The organism is Candidatus Njordibacter sp. Uisw_039 (assembly GCF_047730075.1).
In the GTDB taxonomy this organism is placed as follows: Bacteria; Pseudomonadota; Gammaproteobacteria; order Pseudomonadales; family Balneatricaceae; genus Njordibacter.
The window spans coordinates 2,694,560-2,713,029 of sequence record NZ_CP159831.1 but is presented as its reverse complement, the minus strand read 5'-3'; the positions used below and the strand labels follow the sequence as shown (position 1 = coordinate 2,713,029).

The 18,470-nt window shown below is 47.5% G+C and carries 20 protein-coding genes; 5 read left to right on the top strand and 15 right to left on the bottom strand.

Features of this window, described 5'->3' with window-relative positions:
- Position 1 precedes the first annotated feature (1 nt).
- The 12 genes from ABXT70_RS13000 to ndhC form a co-directional block, all read right to left on the bottom strand.
- On the bottom strand, positions 2-1,480 hold the full coding sequence (locus tag ABXT70_RS13000) for a complex I subunit 4 family protein (protein WP_443640885.1): 1,479 nt from the start codon (positions 1,478-1,480) through the stop codon (positions 2-4).
- A gap of 5 nt (positions 1,481-1,485) precedes the next feature.
- Positions 1,486-3,348, bottom strand: coding sequence for an NADH-quinone oxidoreductase subunit L (gene nuoL, locus ABXT70_RS12995; RefSeq protein WP_443640884.1), 1,863 nt, complete (start codon positions 3,346-3,348; stop codon positions 1,486-1,488).
- A gap of 6 nt (positions 3,349-3,354) precedes the next feature.
- The gene (gene nuoK / locus ABXT70_RS12990; protein ID WP_443640883.1) at positions 3,355-3,663 is read right to left on the bottom strand and encodes an NADH-quinone oxidoreductase subunit NuoK; all 309 of its coding nucleotides are present in this window, start codon (positions 3,661-3,663) and stop codon (positions 3,355-3,357) included.
- Positions 3,656-4,210 carry an NADH-quinone oxidoreductase subunit J gene (gene nuoJ, locus ABXT70_RS12985; RefSeq protein WP_443640882.1) on the bottom strand — a complete coding sequence of 185 codons (555 nt, stop codon included), beginning with the start codon at positions 4,208-4,210 and terminating at the stop codon, positions 3,656-3,658. Before nuoJ ends, nuoK begins: the two co-directional genes overlap by 8 nt.
- A 33-nt stretch (positions 4,211-4,243) precedes the next feature.
- The gene (gene nuoI, locus ABXT70_RS12980) at positions 4,244-4,810 is read right to left on the bottom strand and encodes an NADH-quinone oxidoreductase subunit NuoI (RefSeq protein WP_443640881.1); all 567 of its coding nucleotides are present in this window, start codon (positions 4,808-4,810) and stop codon (positions 4,244-4,246) included.
- Between the two features lie 13 nt (positions 4,811-4,823).
- Positions 4,824-5,774: an NADH-quinone oxidoreductase subunit NuoH gene (gene nuoH / locus ABXT70_RS12975; RefSeq protein WP_443640880.1), complete on the bottom strand. Its 951-nt coding sequence runs from the start codon at positions 5,772-5,774 to the stop codon at positions 4,824-4,826.
- 1 nt (position 5,775) lies between these two features.
- Entirely contained in the window at positions 5,776-8,553 is a 2,778-nt protein-coding gene (gene nuoG / locus ABXT70_RS12970) for an NADH-quinone oxidoreductase subunit NuoG (protein ID WP_443640879.1), read from the bottom strand.
- Positions 8,550-9,893: an NADH-quinone oxidoreductase subunit NuoF gene (gene nuoF, locus ABXT70_RS12965; RefSeq protein WP_443640878.1), complete on the bottom strand. Its 1,344-nt coding sequence runs from the start codon at positions 9,891-9,893 to the stop codon at positions 8,550-8,552. Before nuoF ends, nuoG begins: the two co-directional genes overlap by 4 nt.
- Positions 9,890-10,420 (bottom strand): NADH-quinone oxidoreductase subunit NuoE, encoded by a 531-nt coding sequence (nuoE, locus tag ABXT70_RS12960; RefSeq protein ID WP_443640877.1) that lies wholly within the window; start codon positions 10,418-10,420, stop codon positions 9,890-9,892. Before nuoE ends, nuoF begins: the two co-directional genes overlap by 4 nt.
- 9 nt (positions 10,421-10,429) lie before the next feature.
- Positions 10,430-12,208 (bottom strand): NADH-quinone oxidoreductase subunit C/D, encoded by a 1,779-nt coding sequence (gene nuoC, locus ABXT70_RS12955; RefSeq protein ID WP_443640876.1) that lies wholly within the window; start codon positions 12,206-12,208, stop codon positions 10,430-10,432.
- A gap of 5 nt (positions 12,209-12,213) precedes the next feature.
- Positions 12,214-12,852 (bottom strand): NADH-quinone oxidoreductase subunit B, encoded by a 639-nt coding sequence (locus ABXT70_RS12950; protein WP_443640875.1) that lies wholly within the window; start codon positions 12,850-12,852, stop codon positions 12,214-12,216.
- Positions 12,853-12,934: 82 nt separating this feature from the next.
- Positions 12,935-13,351, bottom strand: a complete 417-nt coding sequence (ndhC, locus tag ABXT70_RS12945) for an NADH-quinone oxidoreductase subunit A (RefSeq protein WP_443640874.1) — start codon at positions 13,349-13,351, stop codon at positions 12,935-12,937.
- Positions 13,352-13,672: 321 nt separating this feature from the next.
- On the opposite strand from ndhC, the gene ABXT70_RS12940 reads away from it, so the two are divergent.
- Positions 13,673-14,092, top strand: a complete 420-nt coding sequence (locus tag ABXT70_RS12940) for a CBS domain-containing protein (protein ID WP_443640873.1) — start codon at positions 13,673-13,675, stop codon at positions 14,090-14,092.
- A gap of 74 nt (positions 14,093-14,166) precedes the next feature.
- Here ABXT70_RS12940 and ABXT70_RS12935 read toward each other — a convergent pair whose 3' ends face one another.
- Positions 14,167-14,703 (bottom strand): peroxiredoxin-like family protein, encoded by a 537-nt coding sequence (locus ABXT70_RS12935; protein ID WP_443640872.1) that lies wholly within the window; start codon positions 14,701-14,703, stop codon positions 14,167-14,169.
- A gap of 87 nt (positions 14,704-14,790) precedes the next feature.
- Here ABXT70_RS12935 and ABXT70_RS12930 point away from each other — a divergent pair, with 87 nt between their 5' ends.
- Entirely contained in the window at positions 14,791-15,537 is a 747-nt protein-coding gene (locus ABXT70_RS12930) for an AraC family transcriptional regulator (protein ID WP_443640871.1), read from the top strand.
- Positions 15,538-15,606: 69 nt separating this feature from the next.
- Here the strand turns inward: ABXT70_RS12930 and ABXT70_RS12925 are convergent, their stop codons facing one another.
- Both ABXT70_RS12925 and ABXT70_RS12920 read right to left on the bottom strand, forming a co-directional pair.
- Positions 15,607-16,476 carry a hypothetical protein gene (locus ABXT70_RS12925; protein WP_443640870.1) on the bottom strand — a complete coding sequence of 290 codons (870 nt, stop codon included), beginning with the start codon at positions 16,474-16,476 and terminating at the stop codon, positions 15,607-15,609.
- Between the two features lie 4 nt (positions 16,477-16,480).
- The gene (locus ABXT70_RS12920; RefSeq protein ID WP_443640869.1) at positions 16,481-17,281 is read right to left on the bottom strand and encodes a phosphodiesterase; all 801 of its coding nucleotides are present in this window, start codon (positions 17,279-17,281) and stop codon (positions 16,481-16,483) included.
- Positions 17,282-17,695: 414 nt separating this feature from the next.
- Between ABXT70_RS12920 and ABXT70_RS12915 the strand changes: the two genes are divergently transcribed.
- The 3 genes from ABXT70_RS12915 to ABXT70_RS12905 are packed head-to-tail and all read left to right on the top strand — an operon-like array spanning position 17,696 to position 18,361.
- Positions 17,696-17,956 (top strand): hypothetical protein, encoded by a 261-nt coding sequence (locus ABXT70_RS12915; protein ID WP_443640868.1) that lies wholly within the window; start codon positions 17,696-17,698, stop codon positions 17,954-17,956.
- A gap of 58 nt (positions 17,957-18,014) precedes the next feature.
- On the top strand, positions 18,015-18,200 hold the full coding sequence (locus ABXT70_RS12910; RefSeq protein WP_443640867.1) for a hypothetical protein: 186 nt from the start codon (positions 18,015-18,017) through the stop codon (positions 18,198-18,200).
- The gene (locus ABXT70_RS12905) at positions 18,197-18,361 is read left to right on the top strand and encodes a hypothetical protein (protein ID WP_443640866.1); all 165 of its coding nucleotides are present in this window, start codon (positions 18,197-18,199) and stop codon (positions 18,359-18,361) included. The genes ABXT70_RS12910 and ABXT70_RS12905 overlap by 4 nt, the downstream gene beginning before the upstream one ends.
- Positions 18,362-18,470 lie beyond the last annotated feature (109 nt).

Sequence of the window (18,470 nt, the reverse complement as noted above, 5' to 3'; positions counted from 1 at the left end):
ACTAACCTCCTTTGCCTAATTGCATCAGATAATCTACTGGTGCAGCAGTTACGGTAAATATAAGATTAGGCCAAAACCCCAGCAATACGAGGCCTGCTACTAACAACCCTAACATCAACATTTCGCGTGCGTTAAGATCCAACGCGTCAGTTTTGCCATCCACTGCGGCACCAAAAAAACCTTTTTGCATGATGATTAAGGCATAGACTGGTGCCAAAATCATGCCCAAGGCCGCCAGTGAAGCCGCCCAAGGCTCTACCTGGAACACCCCTAACAAGATCATGAATTCACCTACAAAGTTTGCTAAACCTGGTAAGCCTAAGGCTGCTACCGCAAACAACATGCTCAAAGCAGCTAACTTAGGCATTTGGCTCCACAAACCACCCATTTCATCCAAGGCACGAGTATGTAAGCGCTGCTGCAACAGACCAGCAATAGCAAATAATCCGGCAGAGCTTAAACCATGACCGACCATTTGCATCACAGTGCCTTGCAAGCTAAGGTGATTCCAAGCAAATATTCCTAAACTAACAAAACCCATGTGGCTAATTGAGGTGTAGGCGATTAGACGCTTAAGGTCATTTTGGGCAAAGGCTAATTTAGCAGCATAGAGCACACTCAACACCCCTAAACCCATGGCAATAGGTGCAAAAGCGGAGGCGGCATCTGGAAATAAAGGCCACACAAAGCGTAACAATCCATAAGCACCAGTTTTTAATAAAATACCAGCTAACAATATGCTACCTGGAGTCGGTGCTTGGGTATGAGCGTCGGGTAGCCAATTATGCACTGGCAAACCTGGCAATTTGACTAAGAAAGCCACATAGAAACCTAGCATCAACCACATACCTATGGTGCCACTGGTATCGGTTTGGTTTAAAGTGAACCAAGAAAAACTTAAGACGCCGGTTTGCTGCTGGTTTAATAATACCAAGCCCACCATGGCGGCCAACATCAGTAAACTGCTGGCCTGCGTATAGATGAAGAACTTGGTGGCAGCATAACGTCGGCCTTCGTGACCCCAAATGGCAATGATGAGGAACATAGGCACCAGCATGACTTCCCAAAACACAAAGAAAAGGAATAAATCCAAGGCACTAAACACGCCTACCACACCGGCTAAAGTGAACAGAAAGTTAAGATAAAACAGGCCACAACGATGGTTAATTTCATGCCATGCCGACAATAATGCCACGTAGCCCAACACTAATGTTAAACCTATGAGAACTAAGCTCAAACCATCAGTGGCCAACAACAAATGAATACCAAAGCGCTCAATCCATGGCCAATCCATATGTAGCAGCCAGATTGAGGTAGATAATGGATTTGTACTATCGAGCCAAAGGCTAGTGTAGAAAACGCTAGCCACTACCAAGCTCGCCAAACTAAGCCAACGACTGGCGACTGGCGATTGGCGCCCCACCATTAAGGCTAATACGCCACCGCCTAATAGGCTGATGATAATGCCGAGTAGTTGCATAGTGTCTATTCTCCCATAGCCTTATTCACCTGCAGCACTTCGATTGCCAATGCCAATGCCAAGACAATGATGGCGGCAGTGGCTAAGGTGGCAATATAAAAGCGTAATTGACCATTTTGTAATTGGCTAAACAACCTGTGTAAAAAGACGCTTAGATGTATCAATAATTTGGGTAGCCCATCAATAACATCGTTACGGTTGAACTGGGCTAAGGCTGTAAAAGGGGTAAGAAGTAGCCGTCTGTATAGGCCGTCAAAACCCCAGCCTTGAAACAGGAATTGCCGCAATCTTTGCCACTGGGCAAATCTTAAGGCCTGCCACTTATTGCGCACATAGACTTGATAGGCAATACCAATGCCCAGCAAAGGCAATCCAATAGCTACCACCAAGGTCCACATGGGTGGATGGCCAGTGGGCGAAGCTGGCAGTACTGCACCTGTGGGCAACACAAACCAACCTGCCACCAGTGACAAGGCGGCCAAAATTATTAATGGGGGATGGAACTGCCAACCTTTTGGCTCGTGTGGCTGCGCTTTTGGAGGGCCAAAAAACACCAGAAATAATAAGCGGAAACTATAAATGGCGGTGATAAATGCGCCTAAAACGCCACCTGCCCAGAACCAAGGGCCGTAAACGGGCAATTGCCAACTGGCATTGAGTATAGCTTCCTTGCTGAAGAAGCCTGACGTCGGTGGCAAGGCCACCAAACAAGCGCTGCCAATGACAAAACACCAGAAAGGTACCGGCAATTGACGCCGCAAACCACCCATAGAACGGATATCCTGCTCATGGTGCAAGGCTAATATAATTGAACCTGCAGTCATAAATAACAGGGCTTTAAAGAGAGCATGAGTCATCAAGTGAAAAATACTCTCGCTCCAAGCACCTACCCCTAAGGCAAAGAACATGTAACCAATTTGACTCATCGTCGAGTAAGCAAGTACACGTTTGATGTCCGTTTGATTGAGGGCGGTGAAGCCAGATACCAATAAGGTAAAAAGGCCTATGAACGCTACCGCCAACAACACATCTGGGGCTTGCAAAAATACAGCATGAGTGCGAGCAATAAGATAAACCCCAGCCGTTACCATAGTAGCTGCGTGAATCAAGGCGCTCACTGGCGTAGGGCCGGCCATAGCATCTGGCAACCAGGTGTGCAGCGGCAACTGCGCCGACTTACCTAAAGCACCAGCTAATAAAAGGGCGGCAATGAGGGTTGGTCGATTGGCTCCCATGACAAATTGCTCAGGCGCCAGCGCCATGATGGAGGGCAGATCCAAAGTACCTAATTCACGGTATAACAAGAATAATCCGATGGCAAAGGCTGTGTCACCGACGCGGGTTACCACAAAAGCTTTGCGAGCGGCATAACCGTTAGCTGGATCTTGGTACCAGAAGCCAATTAGCAAGAAACTACACAAGCCTACCCCTTCCCAACCCAAAAATAATAGTACTAGGTTGTCCGCCAGTACCAGCATTATCATGGCTGCCACAAATAAATTCATATAGGCAAAAAAGCGTTGATAATCTGGATCTTGCCACATGTAGCCGGAGGCATACCAATGAATCAAGCTACCTACCCCGGTAATAACGAACAGCATGCTTAAGGATAAGCCGTCTAAGTAGAGCCCAAAACTCACTTCAAGCCCGCCTGCACTGAGCCAAGGCCACAGTTGCACTTGATAAGTTTGAGCTGCACCTGGGCTATAAAAATCCAGCGCCACCCACAACGTGACCAAAGCTGCCATGGCCACTGAACCGACACCAACTAACCGTGCTAGTGAGCGACTGCAACGGCCATGACCCAACACTAACAGCAAAAAGCCCACTAATGGTAAACAGGGGATAAGCCACAGTTGTTGCATCATCTTCTCCTAGCCTCGTAACTGGTTCAATTGATCTACGTTGACGCTGTTATGGTGACGAAACAGCAGCAAAGTAAGGCCCAATCCCACGGCAACTTCTGCCGCACCTAAGGTAATTACTGCGAGAAACATAATCTGCCCTTCGGCCTGGCCCCAAGCAGAGCCTGCAGCAATAAAGGCCAGCGCAGAGGCATTGAGCATGACCTCAATAGATATCATCATAAATAACAGGTTACGCCTCACCATAACCCCCACCAAGCCTATGCAAAACAAAATACCAGCTAACACTATGGCATGATCTATGTATTGACTATCCATTTTCGGCCTCCTCCAAGGTACTCTGATTCATGTGGGAAGGCATTTTACGGGCAATATGGAAGGCCCCGATAAGTCCGGACAAGAGTAAGAATGAAGCCAATTCCACCACCAACACGTAAGGGCCAAATAGGGCAATGCCCACTTCTTTTACCGTCACACCGTGGACTCCATAGGGTTGCAAAGGTTGTTCGCTATACATGCCAAGCAGTAACAAAGTGAGCAATATAGCCGCCAGCACCGAAGGCATGATCCAGCCACTAACTGGCAGCCAAGAAGCTTCTTGGGCTGCCGATCGTTGTCCTTGGTTAAGCATCATTACAACGAATACAAATAGGATCATCACAGCACCTGCATAAACGATGACTTCTAAAGCAGCAGCAAATGGTGCGCCCAAGAGATAAAAAATAATCGCCAAAGACAAGGACGAAATAATCAAATACAGCAACGCATGCACGGCATTGTGACGACTTATCATGAGTATGGTGGCCACCACAGTGACCCCACAACTCGCATAAAATACAATATTGTAGAGGTAGGCCCAGATCATGTCCCTGCTCCTCGTTGGTAAGTTAAGTTAGATTTATGGCAACAAGCTCTTTAAATTTACCGGTTGCGCTTCTTGGTTGCCGGCGCCTTTAGCACGGCCTGATACGGCCTTGCCACACATTTCATAAAAATTATAATCAGGGTGTTTGCCAGGGCCATCAATAAGTAAATGTTCTTTTTCGTAAACTAGATTTTGGCGTTCATACTCTGCCAGCTCAAAGTCCTGCGTAAGCTGAATAGCATAGGTTGGACAAGCTTCTTCACATAAACCGCAAAATACACAGCGAGAGAAATTAATACGGAAGTATTCAGCTGACCAACGGCCGGTGTCATCTTCGGTTTTTTGTAACGAAATACAATCTGTAGGACAAGCACTTGCACATAAGTTACAGGCCACACAGCGCTCTTCACCAGTGGGGTCTCTGGTAAGCACAATACGGCCGCGAAAACGCGGTGCCAAATAGGGCATTTGCTCTGGATACTCAACTGTATCGGCTTTGGTGAAGGTGTGGGAAGCCACCTTCACTAAGGTTATTATATTGCTGTAAAAATAATCCCAGACGATATATCCAAGATGCACAAGACCTGTCTTCTGTTGCATATGATCCTGCCTCCTATATAAGTATTAACGCGCCGGTAATAAGTAAGTTGACTAGTGATAAAGGCAACATGAATTTCCAGCCAAAGGCCATCAATTGATCATACCTAGGCCGTGGTAACGAGCCTCTAATCAAAATCATCAGTAGCACCAAAGCAATGGTTTTAAGCAAGAACCACGCTAATGGAGGCAGCCAAGCAGGGCCCAACCAGCCACCAAAAAACAACACCGTAATCATCGCTGCACTCATGAGTACACTGACGTATTCACCAATAAAAAACATCGCGAACTTCATGCCAGAATATTCCGTATGAAATCCTGCAGTCAGTTCGTGCTCGGCTTCTGGCAAATCAAAGGGAGTGCGATGGCTTTCGGCGATTCCTGCCATAAAAAAGATAAAGAAGCCGACGATTTGCGGCCCAATAAACCAGCCGTCAGCCTGCGCTAACACTAGTTCACGTAAGTTAAAGGTACCAGCAAGCATCACCACACCCATAAGGGATAGGCCCATAAATACTTCGTAGCTAACCATCTGCGCTGCAGCCCGCAAGCCACCCAACATGGCGTACTTGTTATCTGAAGCATAAGCACCAAACATTACCGCATAAACCCCCAAAGAGGTCATGGCAAGGAAAAATAATAAACCAATGTTTAAATCTACCACCCCAACGCCTGGCGCCATGGGAATTACCGCAAATGCTGCCACCACCACAAACATCGCAAAGGCTGGAGCGACAATAAAGATGAGTCGATCGGCAAAAGGGGGCACCCAATCTTGCTTCATCAACAACTTGATCATGTCAGCAACAATCTGCAGGGTGCCAAAGGGACCGACACGGTTGGGGCCATATCGGTCTTGCCAAATACCGAGTAAACGCCGCTCAAGCCAGGTGAGCAAGGCCGCTCCAAACACCACACACACAAGGATTAGCACCACATTGAGTAAGCTATTCACAAGAGGGTTCATATCAGGTTGCCTCCTGTGTCACGGCGCTAAGGTTTACTGCTGCAGGTAAATGACCTACGCTAATTGGCGCTTGGTAGTGGCTGGGTAGCAGCAGTATATCCATAGCCATAGAAGCATCTAAAGTTAAAGGTAAGTGCCATTGTGCTTGCGCCAATTCAACACAAACCTCTATCACATTTGTTAAGCCCATTTGTGCAGCGGTAACTGGGTGTATGTGGGCACTGAGGGCGCCACTACGCTGCCTTAGAGCCGTGCTTAAATGACTTGCTTGATCACTTCCAAACAGATGGCTTTGGCCGTGAGCCAGTATCTGCCCTACACCAATGGTAATACTAGGAATAAGTGCAACTGATACTAAAGGCAAAGCCTGGGCACCATCCAACAGCCTTAGACCAGCTTCGCCGCCCTTGAGGGGGCCGTTGATCTCTTGTTGGAACTTGTTGATAGCTTCGTTAGAATTCCAGCCTGGGCTCCAAACCTGTGGCATTAATGCGCTGGGTTTATTAATGGGGGTGCCTTCCATGGTATAGCCTAAAGCGGAATCTAAGTCTTCTGGTTGTTTGGCTTCGCTAACGCTCTCATGGGCATGCAGGCTAGTTCGACCCGAATGTCGATGGCTTTGGCGTGGAATCTTCATCCCAGCAACTCGGAAATCAGCATTTGGTGCCACTTCACTCCAATTGGTAAACATGCCCCCTTGCTGGCTCACTAAGTCGCATAGGTGATCGAACTTTGTACAACTGGCCAGTTGTGTGACGGCCGCACTGCAGGTTCCGGTTTGGCTTACCATACGTGCTAAGTTGGCTAAGCTGCGCCATGCATCTGGCCGTCCTTGTTTGTCATGAACGGCAAAGAAACGCTGGGCACGGCCCTCGTTATTTACATAAGTGCCTTCAGTTTCAAGCGCACTGGCGCAGGCGATAACTACATCAGCTTTTTCACTGGTAGCACTAGGCAAGTGATCCAGTACAATCAAATGCCGCAAATCTTTACACACCGCCTCTGCCTCAGTAGACAGGGCAAACAGATCAGTTTGTAACACAATAAGGGCACTAGCTGTGGTTTGTTGCTGCAATCGAAGTGTTAAGTCGCCCACGTGCTTGGGGTCTTTATTAAGCAGCCCCAAACCCATACTGTTGGCGGCCTCTAAGCAATAACTTAGCCAAGCCTCAGAGCCACTATGACGGCCCAAAGCCAAAGCCAATTGAGCTGCACTATCTATTAATTCAGGACTCTGGCTGCTGGAGCCACTGATCACCAGCGGACGTTTGGCGCCAGCCAGCAAGGCTAGACTTTGTTGCACTTGACTCTGCAGTTCGGCAGATAATCCAGAACTGTCGAGGTGGCCATCAATGCCACTAGTCAAGGCCCAAGCATAGTCACACATGTCACTTGGGCTCAGCTGCAAACATAGGCTGCTAATGTCATCCAAATCTGTGGTGGCACTGGTGACGCTGATAATGGGGCTCAGTTGGTTTTGCGCATGAATGCGTACTGGTTCGTCTTGCCACTTGGGAATCCCAATGGCAGCAGCTTTGGCAAAGCCTAAATTGCGACTAGCTTGGCGCACACTCATGGCCATACGTGGTGCAGTATGTAATAGGTCTTCACCTATAATTACAATGGCATCAGCTTGTTCGATTTGTTTTAGGCTTGGACTATAAATACCTGGCTGGGTTAATTGGTGCAGCACTTGACTTTGAATAGCATCTTGCACTGCATTGTGTCCGGCATAGAAATTAGCCTTGCCGACCAAACTTTGCAAGCCAAAGTTTTCTTCCACCGAAGCCCGTGGAGAGCCCAAACCAAAGACGTTTTCGGCACCCAATTCATTGATGATTTGGGCTACATAGTCTAGTCCATCGGCACTATCACAAGTCACTTTTTTACTTTCATCCAGCGGCTGTACTTGGGCTTTTTGCAAAGCGTGCTCGCTATTGCTATGGGCAAAACCATAGCGGCCTTTATCACAGATAAAATATCCATTCACTTGGCTATGGTAGCGATTAGTTACCCGCTTCACCCGCCCTTCGCGTGCACCTACGGACAAGTTACAGCCTAAGCTGCAGTGACTACAAATGCTGGGGGCCGATTGTAAATCCCATTTACGGGTGTAACTATCACTCAGAACTTTGTCATAAAACACGCCTGTAGGGCAGACTTCAGCCAAATTGCCACTAAAGTGACTGCTTAAACAACCGTCTTCATGGCGCCCAAAATACACATTTTCGCTGCTGCCAAGCACTACCAAATCGTCACCACCAGCGTAATCTTGGTAAAATCTCACACACCGATAGCAGCTAATACAGCGATTCATCTCATGGCCAATACAGGGGCCCAAATCTTGGTTATGGTAGGTCTTCTTAGTCCCTTTATAGCGCCTTTGGGTATGTCCTGATTGCAGGGTCATGTCCTGCAAATGGCACTCCCCGCCCTCCTCACATACCGGGCAGTCATGGGGGTGGTCGGCCATGGTCACTTCAATACATTGCTGGCGGAATTCGCTGGCCATAGGTGCTGAGAGACTCACGCGCATGCCTTCGGCAACCGGCGTCATACAGGCCATAACCATGCGGCCCCGCTGATCATCATCATCCTGATACAGCTGTACTGCACATTGGCGGCACGAGCCTACTGAACCTAAGGCTGGGTGCCAACAAAAATACGGCAAATCTTTGGCTAAGCCAAGGCAGGCTTCTAGTAAGTTAACCCCCGCCTTAACTTTATAGGCAGAGTTGTCAACGTAAATGGTGACAAGATGATCGGTTGTGGCATTCATAGCATAGCCTCTTTATCTAACCCGGTATCAGCCGTAGGTGAATTACCATGGGGGCAACACCCCTGCTCGATATGGGCCACGAAATCTTCGCGGAAATACTTAAGGGCACTTTGCAACGGCTCCGCTGCACCGGGGGCTAAGGCACAGAAGGTGTTGCCAATGCCGATGTAGCCACACAGTTGCAATAGATGTTCAAGGTCTTCATGCTGGCCCCTACCTGCCTCTAGGTCAGTCAGAATTTGTCTAATAAAAGGCAAGCCATTGCGACAAGGGGTGCACCAGCCACAGGATTCTTGAGCAAAGAATTGAATCAAATTAAGCACCATGCCCACCACACAGGTTTGATCATCGAGCAAGACCATAGTGCCGGTACCCATGCGACTACCAGCGTGTTGAATGGTGCCATAGTCCATGGCCAAGTCTAAGTGTTCGTGGGTGAGGAAATCTGTGGAGCCACCACCAGGTAAAAACCCCCGCAATTTAACGCCGTCCTGCATGCCACCAGCGAGGGCAATGATATCTGCTACTTTGGTGCCAATAGGTAATTCCCAACAGCCTGGGTTATTGACCCGACCACTAACCCCATAAATTTTGGTGCCATTGTCATCACCAAGACCTAAGTTGGCAAACCAATCAATGCCGTGATACAAAATATGTGGCAAATTGCATAAGGTTTCGGTGTTATTGACTACTGTAGGGCGACCAAATAAGCCACTAACTTGGGGGAAAGGGGGTTTAAAACGTGGGTGGGCACGCTTGCCTTCAAGGGAGTTAATAAGGGCAGTTTCTTCACCACAAATATAACGACCAGCGCTGGTATGCAACAGCATAGTTAAACTAAAACCTGCCTCATTGAGCTGTTCACCCAGCAAACCAGCCGCCTGCGCCTCATCAATAGCATGCTGCAGGCGCTCAGCACATAAGTCGTAATCGGCACGCAGAAAAATAAACGCTGTGTCTGCCTGCACCGCATAAGCTGCAATGGCCAAGCCTTCAATCAATTGATGAGGATCATGCTCCATTAACCAGCGGTCTTTAAAGGTGCCCGGTTCCATTTCATCGGCATTACAAATGACATAGCGCTGGCCTGGCAATTTTTCTAATGGTGGTACAAAACTCCATTTTAATCCAGCCGAAAACCCTGCTCCTCCACGGCCGCGAAGGTTAGCATTTTTAACCCAATCTACCACCTCACCTGGACTCATAGATAAGGCTTTGGCCAGCCCTTGATAACCATAATTCGATTGATATTCGGCGAGGCTGGTAACGCTACCATCGGCTTTAATATGTTGGCTTAAAGGTTGGTTAATACGCTGATTCATAGTTTGATTATCACTCACGAGGACTGCTCCCGCGCTAGTTGAATGAGCGATGCAGGGGTAAGTTGATGCACCAGTTGATCGCCCACCATTGCCACAGGTGCCTGATCACAGGCCCCTAGGCATGGCGTGGGTAGGAGCGTTAAAGCACCATCAGGTGTAGTTTCACCCAAGGCAGTGTTGAATTCTTTAGTTAGTGCTTGGGCCAAACCTTGATAGCCCATAATCCAGCAACTGACGCTATCACAGAGGGAAATCACTGTTCTGCCTACAGGTTGGCGATAAATTTTATTGTAAAACGTCGCCACCGAATCTACCTCATCAGGGCTCATTTGCAGACGTTGGGCAATGGCCTTTAACTTACCATCAGATACCCAACCTTGTTGTTGTTGGACAATTTTCAAGGCCTCAATAGTGGCTGCTTGAGGTTGCGGATAATGATGTATTTCTGCAGCAATAGCCGCTTCCTCATGCTCGTTAAGGGGCTCAATTTGAAGCCGCCAATCGGCACAATTGGTGGCAGCATCGGTGACGATTATAGGTGTCATAATTGCTCCTTAACGGTCCACGTCAGCCATAACAAAATCAATGCTGGCAACGATGGCGATCATGTCAGCCACCATCATGCCGCGGCTCATGGTTGGAATCATTTGTAGGTGGGGAAAGGATGGTGTACGAATACGTGTGCGGTAGGAAGTAGTACTGCCGTCACTAACTAAGTAATAACTATTCAAACCTTTGGCGGCCTCAATGGGCAAACACACTTCTCCAGCTGGTATGGCAGGGCCCCAACTGGAATGCACAAAATGATGAATCAAAGTCTCAATATCCTGCATAGTGCGCTCTTTTGGTGGTGGAGTAGTAAGTGGGTGATCAGCCTTATAGGGGCCTTCTGGCATATTGTCTACGCACTGTTGGATGATGCGCAGGCTTTGGCGAATTTCCTGTAACCGCACCATGGCTCGATCATAACAGTCACCATTGCTACCCAATGGAATGTCGAACTCAAAATTCTCGTAACCGCTATAGGGCATACGCTTACGCATATCCCAATCGTAACCTGTGGCCCGTAAGCCGCCGCCCGTTATGCCCCAATCAATTGCTTCCTCACTGGTATACCGGCCCACACCCACGGTGCGTTGTTTGATGATGCGATTATCCAGTACCATTTTTTGGTATTCATCTAACCGTTTGGGCATGCGCTCTAAAAATTCTCGCATCATCACATCCCAACCTTGGGGGAGGTCTTGTGCAACGCCACCAATACGGAACCAGCTTGGGTGCATGCGTCCACCAGTTATGGCTTCGATGATGCCAAAGAGCATTTCTCGGTCGGCAAAAATATAAAAAATAGGTGACATTTGACCAATATCTTGGGCAAAGGTACCAAAAAACAAGAAGTGGCTTTGAATACGGAAACATTCACATAGCATCACACGAATAGTTTCCACCCGTTGTGATACCTGAATACCGGCGAGCTTCTCTACCCCCATAACATAGGGCAAGTTATTCATTACCCCACCTAAGTAATCAATGCGGTCGGTGTAGGGCATGTAAGTGTGCCAAGCTTGGCGCTCACCCATCTTTTCTGCACCACGATGGTGGTAACCTATGTCGGCCACGGCATCGACCACCTCTTCACCATTGAGCTGCACCGCTATGCGGAACACACCATGCACACTGGGGTGATTAGGCCCCATGTTGAGGAACATATAATCAGTGTTTTTACCTTCGCGCTTCATGCCCCATTGTTCCGGCACAAAACGTAAGGCTTCTTGCTCTTCGTCTTGCATTTGCTCGTCAATGCTAAAGGGCTCCATTTCTGTGGCACGGGCTGGATGTTCCTTACGCAGCGGATGGCCCTTCCAGGTAGGTGGAATAATGAGTGGGTATAAATTAGGGTGGCCAACAAAGTCAATGCCAAACATATCGTGGCACTCTCGCTCATACCAATTGGCGTTAGGCCACAAATCACATTGACTATCGAGACGCAGTTGCGCATCCATTAACGCCACCTTAATGCGCAAAAAAAAGTTGCCTGTTAGGCTTAACAGTTGATATACCACAGTAAAGTCACTGGTGGGCTGGCCTTCTCGGTGACTGCGCACACGTTCATCAATAGCGGTGAGGTCATATAACATGGCGTAGCCAGGCTGCAACTGGTGCTTGCAGTAATGCAACAGGGCACTTACATGCCCGGCATCCACCCATATACTGGGGATACCATCAGCAGTGCTTTGCTCAATTAAAGGATGAGGGAATTGTTGTTGCAACAACAGCACAAGGTCAGGATCACCCATGGCGCAGTTGTTGGGCTGAAGCAAAGGCACAGTCATAGTAATTAAACCCGATCTGGATTGGGTAAATGTGTCATGCGGATACGCTCTGGTGTATGCAGGTCACGTTGCGAGGGCATGGAAGGCTTTTCTACACCATCTGGCCCTAACACCCAACTCAAAGGTCGATTTTCGTGTCGAATTGCATCTTGCAACAACATTAAGCCTTGCAGCAGAGCTTCTGGCCGAGGTGGACAGCCAGGCACATAAACATCTACTGGGAGGAACTTATCAACGCCCTGCACCACACTGTAAATATCATATAAACCCCCTGAGTTGGCACAGGAACCCATGGAAATAATCCATTTAGGTTCTAGAAGTTGCTCATAGAGTCGTTGAATGACGGGTGCCATTTTGCGGAACACAGTGCCCGAGATTACCATTACATCAGCTTGGCGGGGGGTGGCACGGATGACTTCTGCACCAAAACGGCCGATATCATGGCGCGAAGTAAAAGCGGTGGCCATTTCTACATAACAACATGAAAGACCAAAATTAAACGGCCAAAGTGAATTGCTCTGGCCCCATGCAACCAAGTCTTTAACCTTGCCCAATACTAAGCTGTCTTCCACCGACTGGGCAAAGCTCTGATCTTGCGATGCAATAAGGTTAGCGCCGTAGGCGCCAGATTTTAACTGCGGCATAACAATCCCGTGACTCATCTAGAGCCGGTTATTATTTCTAATACACATTGGGTGCCGGTAGTTTAAGTTAAAAATCCAGCAATTAGCGTGCGTCCAAGTTGCGTAAATCAAGTTTTTGTCTACTGGTACGCCAGTCCAGTGCGCCAAGGCGCCACAGGTAAATGAGGGCTGCAAACAAAATCAGTATAAAGATTAGTGCTTCACTAAAACCTAACCAGCCAGTTTCCTTAACGGCCACGGCCCAAGCAAAAAGAAACACCACCTCTAAGTCAAAGATAACGAAGAAAATAGCAAACAGGTAGAAGGGAATGGGCATACGAATATGGGTAGAACCAGCAGGTACGATACCGCACTCATAGGGTTCGTTAACCGCCCGCGACACTCTTCTGCCTCCCAGGAAGGTTGGCAGCGTCAGCATCAACACAATCAGGCCGGCCAGCATTACCAAGAACAATGCCAAGGGCCAAATGTGGCTAACTAATTCCTCTCCATAGGTCATATTTACTGCCTTTCACCAAAACTAGAGACAAAAAAACTAAAAATATATGGGCAAAATAATCGCTGTTCAACTAGCTCAATAACAACCGTCGCTAGCACCACAAGATGTCAATTAGTATAGAAGAGAAAAATACTATTTTGCAACTCATTCGTTATGTTCCTGTAATTATTATAATTTAATCATATAAAACAAAGGTTTACGATATTTTATAAAAAAGACATTAAATCAATGAAATTGACTAACACTAAGAAGTGGCGTAATACTGAATCCACTGCCATTGATATATCCTTTGGGAGCAACTCAATAAAGGAGTTTTCTTACATGCTAAACTCAATCAATATTAAAGACTTCATGTCGGTCAATCCACTTACCTTAACTCCTGCCACGCATATCATGGATGCTATTCATGAAATGTTAGTTCGCAAAGTGACAGGTGGAACTGTGCTGGATGACCAAGGTCGAGTTGTGGGGATTATTTCAGAAATAGATCTGTTGGATAAGCTAGAACAAATAGCCTACTACCAAGAAGGTGACGCCTGCATTGGTGATTTAATGTGCAGCGAAGTAGATGTGCTGCCTGCGGACATAACATTATTTGAAGCGGCGCGCATTTTAATAAAACATAAGCGTCGTCGTATGCCCGTGGTTGAAGATGGCCGGTTTGTTGGCCAAATTAGCTGTCGTAGTATCTTACAAGCGTTTAAAGACTCGATGTTGGCCCATGACAAAAAGGAGGATTAGTAAGGCCTAACCGAGGCCATCGATTAGGCTACCATCTTCTTAGGTAAACGCCTCTACCATTGCATTGTATGCCTCTAAACTTTACCAGAGTATTCACCTCGTGCAGGGTAATCATTGGCGATGGCAAAATCTAGTGCACCTACTAATTCAGAAAAATGTGGACGAGCAAAAGGCATCGTCTGTACTGATCCATAGTAAAGTGATTGGTCTGGGCTTACTAGAAATAGTCCTGGTTCTGCAAATAACGCTGGTTCTTCAATCCCAATAGAGGTTTTTCCTCTAGAGGTAGAGATATAAAGGCCCCATTCTTTAGCCTTAGCGAGGCTCATGCCGTAGCCAAATCGCAGGCTATCCCCACTAACTTTATCCGCCATTTGCCGGGTGCGCTCTTCTCCATCCGAGCTAACTGCAATACAACTAACGCCTCTTTTTGCAAATTCCTCTACATGACGCTGCAAATCGATTAGCTGCTTTGCACAAATCGGGCAATGTAGACCTCGGTAAAAACAGATGACAACGCCACGTTGAGCAATGTCAGTGGATAGATTAAATTTACCGTGGTCAAGGGTTTCTAATTCAAGGTTTGGGGTTTTCTGACGTGGTAATAGCATATTGTTTTTTCTCTCAAGTATATTTGTCATTTACTATAACTGATATTATGATCGATTAAATACGATTTAATTGATTAAAACGCCGATATGTCCGAATTTGACCGCCTTTCTTCCCTCATCAACCGCTTTTCCTTAAAAGTAACCCCTCAGCAGGATGCCCAGGTTAACCTCATCATCCTGCAGGACAGAATATCTGGGGAGCCTACTAAAATATTACTTGCTCCTCTTAGTTTCTTACCTAAACTGCCCCCAGTGGATGAATGCATAATGTTTAGCGCTCGCACAGACTGGGGTGGCCGTGACAACCCTCTGTTTGCCACTCTGCCAAATTTGATAGAGATCAATATACTGTATAACCCAGACTTATCCATGCTGGTGCGTCTGCTCAAGACCGAAGCTGAAGCACAGCGATGTGGGGTTGGTGGTGTGCTTAATCGCCTGGGTGAAGTGTTAATGATTAGCATCCTCCGACAGCAGATAGAACTAGGGGCTACTGCCCCAGGACTGCTTAATGGGCTGGCTGATAGCAGACTAAGCCGAGCGATAGTATCCATACACGAAGCGCCAGGGAAACGTTGGAACAATGAAGGCCTTGCGGCAATTGCTGGATTATCAATCAGCCGTTTTACAGAATTATTCAACCAGCGGGTAGGACAAACTGCGCAATCTTACCTTCGTCACTGGCGCATGCTTTTGGCCTGTCAGGATATAGAGCGGGGTGACCGTATCCAGGCAATTGCTACCCGCTATGGCTATGGTTCGAGCGAAGCTCTGAGTAGGGCGTTCCGGCGCCAATTCGGTAACAACCCCATAGCTCATCGCAAAAGTTTCTGAAAACTGGATTAACTAAAGCACGATAGAAATATACACATTATTTTGTGTAATGGCCGTTGGAAAAAGTACTTATCCTTCAACCATAACCAGCACCACACCACCAGCCAACAAGATTGACCAGGCTAGCCTTGCCAGCAAACGATCTTCTTTTAGAACCAATGCACCGAGCAAAACTGAGAGGGGGATAGACGCTTGACGGGTGGCACTGACTGCCGCCACTTCTCCACCGGCCTGAAAGGCGAACAAGATGAGCACATATGAAGCGTAGGAGAGTGCCCCTGAGGCAATTACTTGCAGTGGCGTGCTGCGCCAGCAGCCGAATAACTGGAGGCTTAGCGACCGTTTGCTGGGGCGGGTGAGGGTAAAAAATATCGTAAAAACTAGTGTCAACGCTGTATAAACCCAAAATAAGAACGGTGCCGGCGCAATGGATTCCATTGCTGCTGAATCTGCTAGACCATAAATGGCAGAACCGATCATGGCCCCTGTGGCCGTAAGGATTAACTTTGGGTGTTGCAGTAAACCGGCACCTCTTCTGTACTGGATCATTATTGCGCCCACTAATGTTAGGCTGATACCCATCAGCGTTACTGGCGAATAGTATCGTTCCAGGAATAGATAGCCGATGGCCACAATGGCTAATGGGGAAGAACGAATAATGGGGTAGTAGACTGACAGGTCGCCAGCTTTCAGGGTTAGCATGACACAAAGATAATAGATAAATAGGCCCAAGGCTGAACCTGCCACCAAAGGCCAAACCTCGGCGGGCAGGGCAAGAGTCTGGTCAAATAGAACTGCTTGGACCGCAGCAAATATCACCCACGAACCCGTTACCCCCAGATAAGCAGATTCTGGAAAACTTTGACCTTTGATTAGTAAATCGCGAAATGGGTGTAACGCCGCAGAACCAAGCACTAAGGCTATAACCATCAATTCCATAAGGTCACTCGCAGTGTTCGTAGTATATGGGTGGGCGACTTAGGAAAGGCTGCAGATGCACAGTGGTCATGTCGTTAGTGATAAGCACTACGCCATATGAGGGTTCCTCTTGGCACAGGGCGAATACACCATTGTCTGGATCCTTATTCAGCAGAAGTGGAACCTGATGGTTGGTGCCGTGTAGGGCAGAAAAACTAATGCCGCGCCACTGTCCACTTATGGGGCGGTGCACATGACCAAAGAATAGGTGGCGGATATCATTATGGCCAGCCAGTGTCTGCGCGAATGCATCACAATTGCGCAGGCGTAGTGCATCCATGTCAGGGATACCAATATCGAATGGTGGATGGTGCATAAATAAATATACAGGGCAGTCATGGTGCTGTGCCAACTGCTCGCGAAGCCATTGATGCCGCTGTTGGCAATAGACCCCCTCGTCTGTGTTTGGGGCATTGGTGTCGAGGAACAGCAGCACTCCTTCAGAGGTTAGTTCAGACCACTGAACAAATCCATTAGGGTCCCGTGGTCTGTTGCTAAAAACGTCACAGAAGCGTTGCCTATGGTCGTGATTGCCCAGCAGTAGGGAGGTGCGCATGGGTAGGCCGGCCAACAGCTCTTTCAATAATACATAGACATCAGTTTGTCCCGCATCGCTTAAGTCCCCTGTTAACACACATAGATCAGCATCGCCGTGGTGAGTGGCAATATCTTCAAAGCATAGCCTTAGCCGCTCAAACGGATCAAGACCGTGCAGCTTTTCACCAGCAGCGACAAGGTGGGTGTCAGTAACATGAATAAGTTTCATGGTGGGTTTGCCTTTGTAGAATCTGGGTTATGTTAGTAACAGCAAACAACAATAGCAGCCACTTTTGTTAAGATCTATTGTTATTGCGAGTCAGATGAACCTGTGTTTCTATTGGTTAGTTATATTGAGGGTAACGTTAGCGTAACCTGAGGCCAAGATCGCCCATAACGGCCACTGTCTAAAACAGGTCTAATATTCCGTTTTTTTGAATGCATAGTTTTGACGGTATACGGCAGGTATTGCATCTGCAACGCAATACTTTACAAGACTTTACTCATCGTCACCTACCCTGAACCAGTGCCCTTTGATTTAATGGAATTTAAATGATCCTTTTGATTATTTGCTTGGCTATCTATAAGCCTAAGAGGTAATCTTTGGATTCAAAAGTTATCCAGAATATTTTTTTAGAGCAAAATGAAAATTACAACAGTGACCGTGAACGACGACAAAAAAACATCATTAGCTAGCGACGAAGGAAATACTTGGAGCGCACTGCGTGTGGTTGGCTGGGCAGGGGTAGTCATTGCCGCTCCATTTTTTCTGTGGGTGCCGATCGGGCTAACCGGACTAGTACCATCCATGATCGATGTATTTGGTCTCGTTGGGGTTCGCATTCCTGCCGCGGTCACGATCGCTGGGTTGTTGCTAGCTGCTGTTGGATTCCATCGAGTTTAAAGGGAAGAATCCGGGCCCTTATCCGGACAAACGTTAACTATTAGGTAAGGAAATTAGTATGTTCAAACTATCAGATTTATTCATCTTGCTGGCTGTTGCGGTGTCCTTTGCAGTTTCTGGGTTGCTCTGGTTTGAGGGTAAACAGATGGAAGGACTATTCACTGCTATATGGGTGCCTTCCATTCTTGCTTTTGGTATTTACTTCAAGTTGTCGAGCCTCTTGGCCCGGGGGGAGAAGTCATGATTTCTGATAACTTGCTCAATATCGCCATGTTTGTAATGTTCATGATGTTAATAGGTCTGGTGTTAACGATCTTAGAGTTTCGCTACGGTGAACCGAAGCGACAGCAGGAGCGTGCAGAAAGGAACCAAGGGTCTGCAGACGCAGGCAAAAACACCCGCTAGGTTCTTGGCATACGTTGGTGCAAAACCTGATGCAAGAGCAGGGAGAAGGAGCTCCATTATATCATTACCGCGTTTTCGCCCGGTGTAACTTGGCTACAAATTAGTGGAA

What these genes read in the sequence shown, in the direction of transcription:
- ABXT70_RS13000 (WP_443640885.1), bottom strand. Translation starts at nt 1,480, where the DNA reads ATGCAACTACTCGGCATTATCATCAGCCTATTAGGCGGTGGCGTATTA.
- nuoL (WP_443640884.1), bottom strand. Translation starts at nt 3,348, where the DNA reads ATGATGCAACAACTGTGGCTTATCCCCTGTTTACCATTAGTGGGCTTT.
- nuoK (WP_443640883.1), bottom strand. Translation starts at nt 3,663, where the DNA reads ATGGATAGTCAATACATAGATCATGCCATAGTGTTAGCTGGTATTTTG.
- nuoJ (WP_443640882.1), bottom strand. Translation starts at nt 4,210, where the DNA reads ATGATCTGGGCCTACCTCTACAATATTGTATTTTATGCGAGTTGTGGG.
- nuoI (WP_443640881.1), bottom strand. Translation starts at nt 4,810, where the DNA reads ATGCAACAGAAGACAGGTCTTGTGCATCTTGGATATATCGTCTGGGAT.
- nuoH (WP_443640880.1), bottom strand. Translation starts at nt 5,774, where the DNA reads ATGAACCCTCTTGTGAATAGCTTACTCAATGTGGTGCTAATCCTTGTG.
- nuoG (WP_443640879.1), bottom strand. Translation starts at nt 8,553, where the DNA reads ATGAATGCCACAACCGATCATCTTGTCACCATTTACGTTGACAACTCT.
- nuoE (WP_443640877.1), bottom strand. Translation starts at nt 10,420, where the DNA reads ATGACACCTATAATCGTCACCGATGCTGCCACCAATTGTGCCGATTGG.
- nuoC (WP_443640876.1), bottom strand. Translation starts at nt 12,208, where the DNA reads ATGACTGTGCCTTTGCTTCAGCCCAACAACTGCGCCATGGGTGATCCT.
- ABXT70_RS12950 (WP_443640875.1), bottom strand. Translation starts at nt 12,852, where the DNA reads ATGCCGCAGTTAAAATCTGGCGCCTACGGCGCTAACCTTATTGCATCG.
- ndhC (WP_443640874.1), bottom strand. Translation starts at nt 13,351, where the DNA reads ATGACCTATGGAGAGGAATTAGTTAGCCACATTTGGCCCTTGGCATTG.
- ABXT70_RS12940 (WP_443640873.1), top strand. Translation starts at nt 13,673, where the DNA reads ATGCTAAACTCAATCAATATTAAAGACTTCATGTCGGTCAATCCACTT.
- ABXT70_RS12935 (WP_443640872.1), bottom strand. Translation starts at nt 14,703, where the DNA reads ATGCTATTACCACGTCAGAAAACCCCAAACCTTGAATTAGAAACCCTT.
- ABXT70_RS12930 (WP_443640871.1), top strand. Translation starts at nt 14,791, where the DNA reads ATGTCCGAATTTGACCGCCTTTCTTCCCTCATCAACCGCTTTTCCTTA.
- ABXT70_RS12925 (WP_443640870.1), bottom strand. Translation starts at nt 16,476, where the DNA reads ATGGAATTGATGGTTATAGCCTTAGTGCTTGGTTCTGCGGCGTTACAC.
- ABXT70_RS12920 (WP_443640869.1), bottom strand. Translation starts at nt 17,281, where the DNA reads ATGAAACTTATTCATGTTACTGACACCCACCTTGTCGCTGCTGGTGAA.
- ABXT70_RS12915 (WP_443640868.1), top strand. Translation starts at nt 17,696, where the DNA reads ATGAAAATTACAACAGTGACCGTGAACGACGACAAAAAAACATCATTA.
- ABXT70_RS12910 (WP_443640867.1), top strand. Translation starts at nt 18,015, where the DNA reads ATGTTCAAACTATCAGATTTATTCATCTTGCTGGCTGTTGCGGTGTCC.
- ABXT70_RS12905 (WP_443640866.1), top strand. Translation starts at nt 18,197, where the DNA reads ATGATTTCTGATAACTTGCTCAATATCGCCATGTTTGTAATGTTCATG.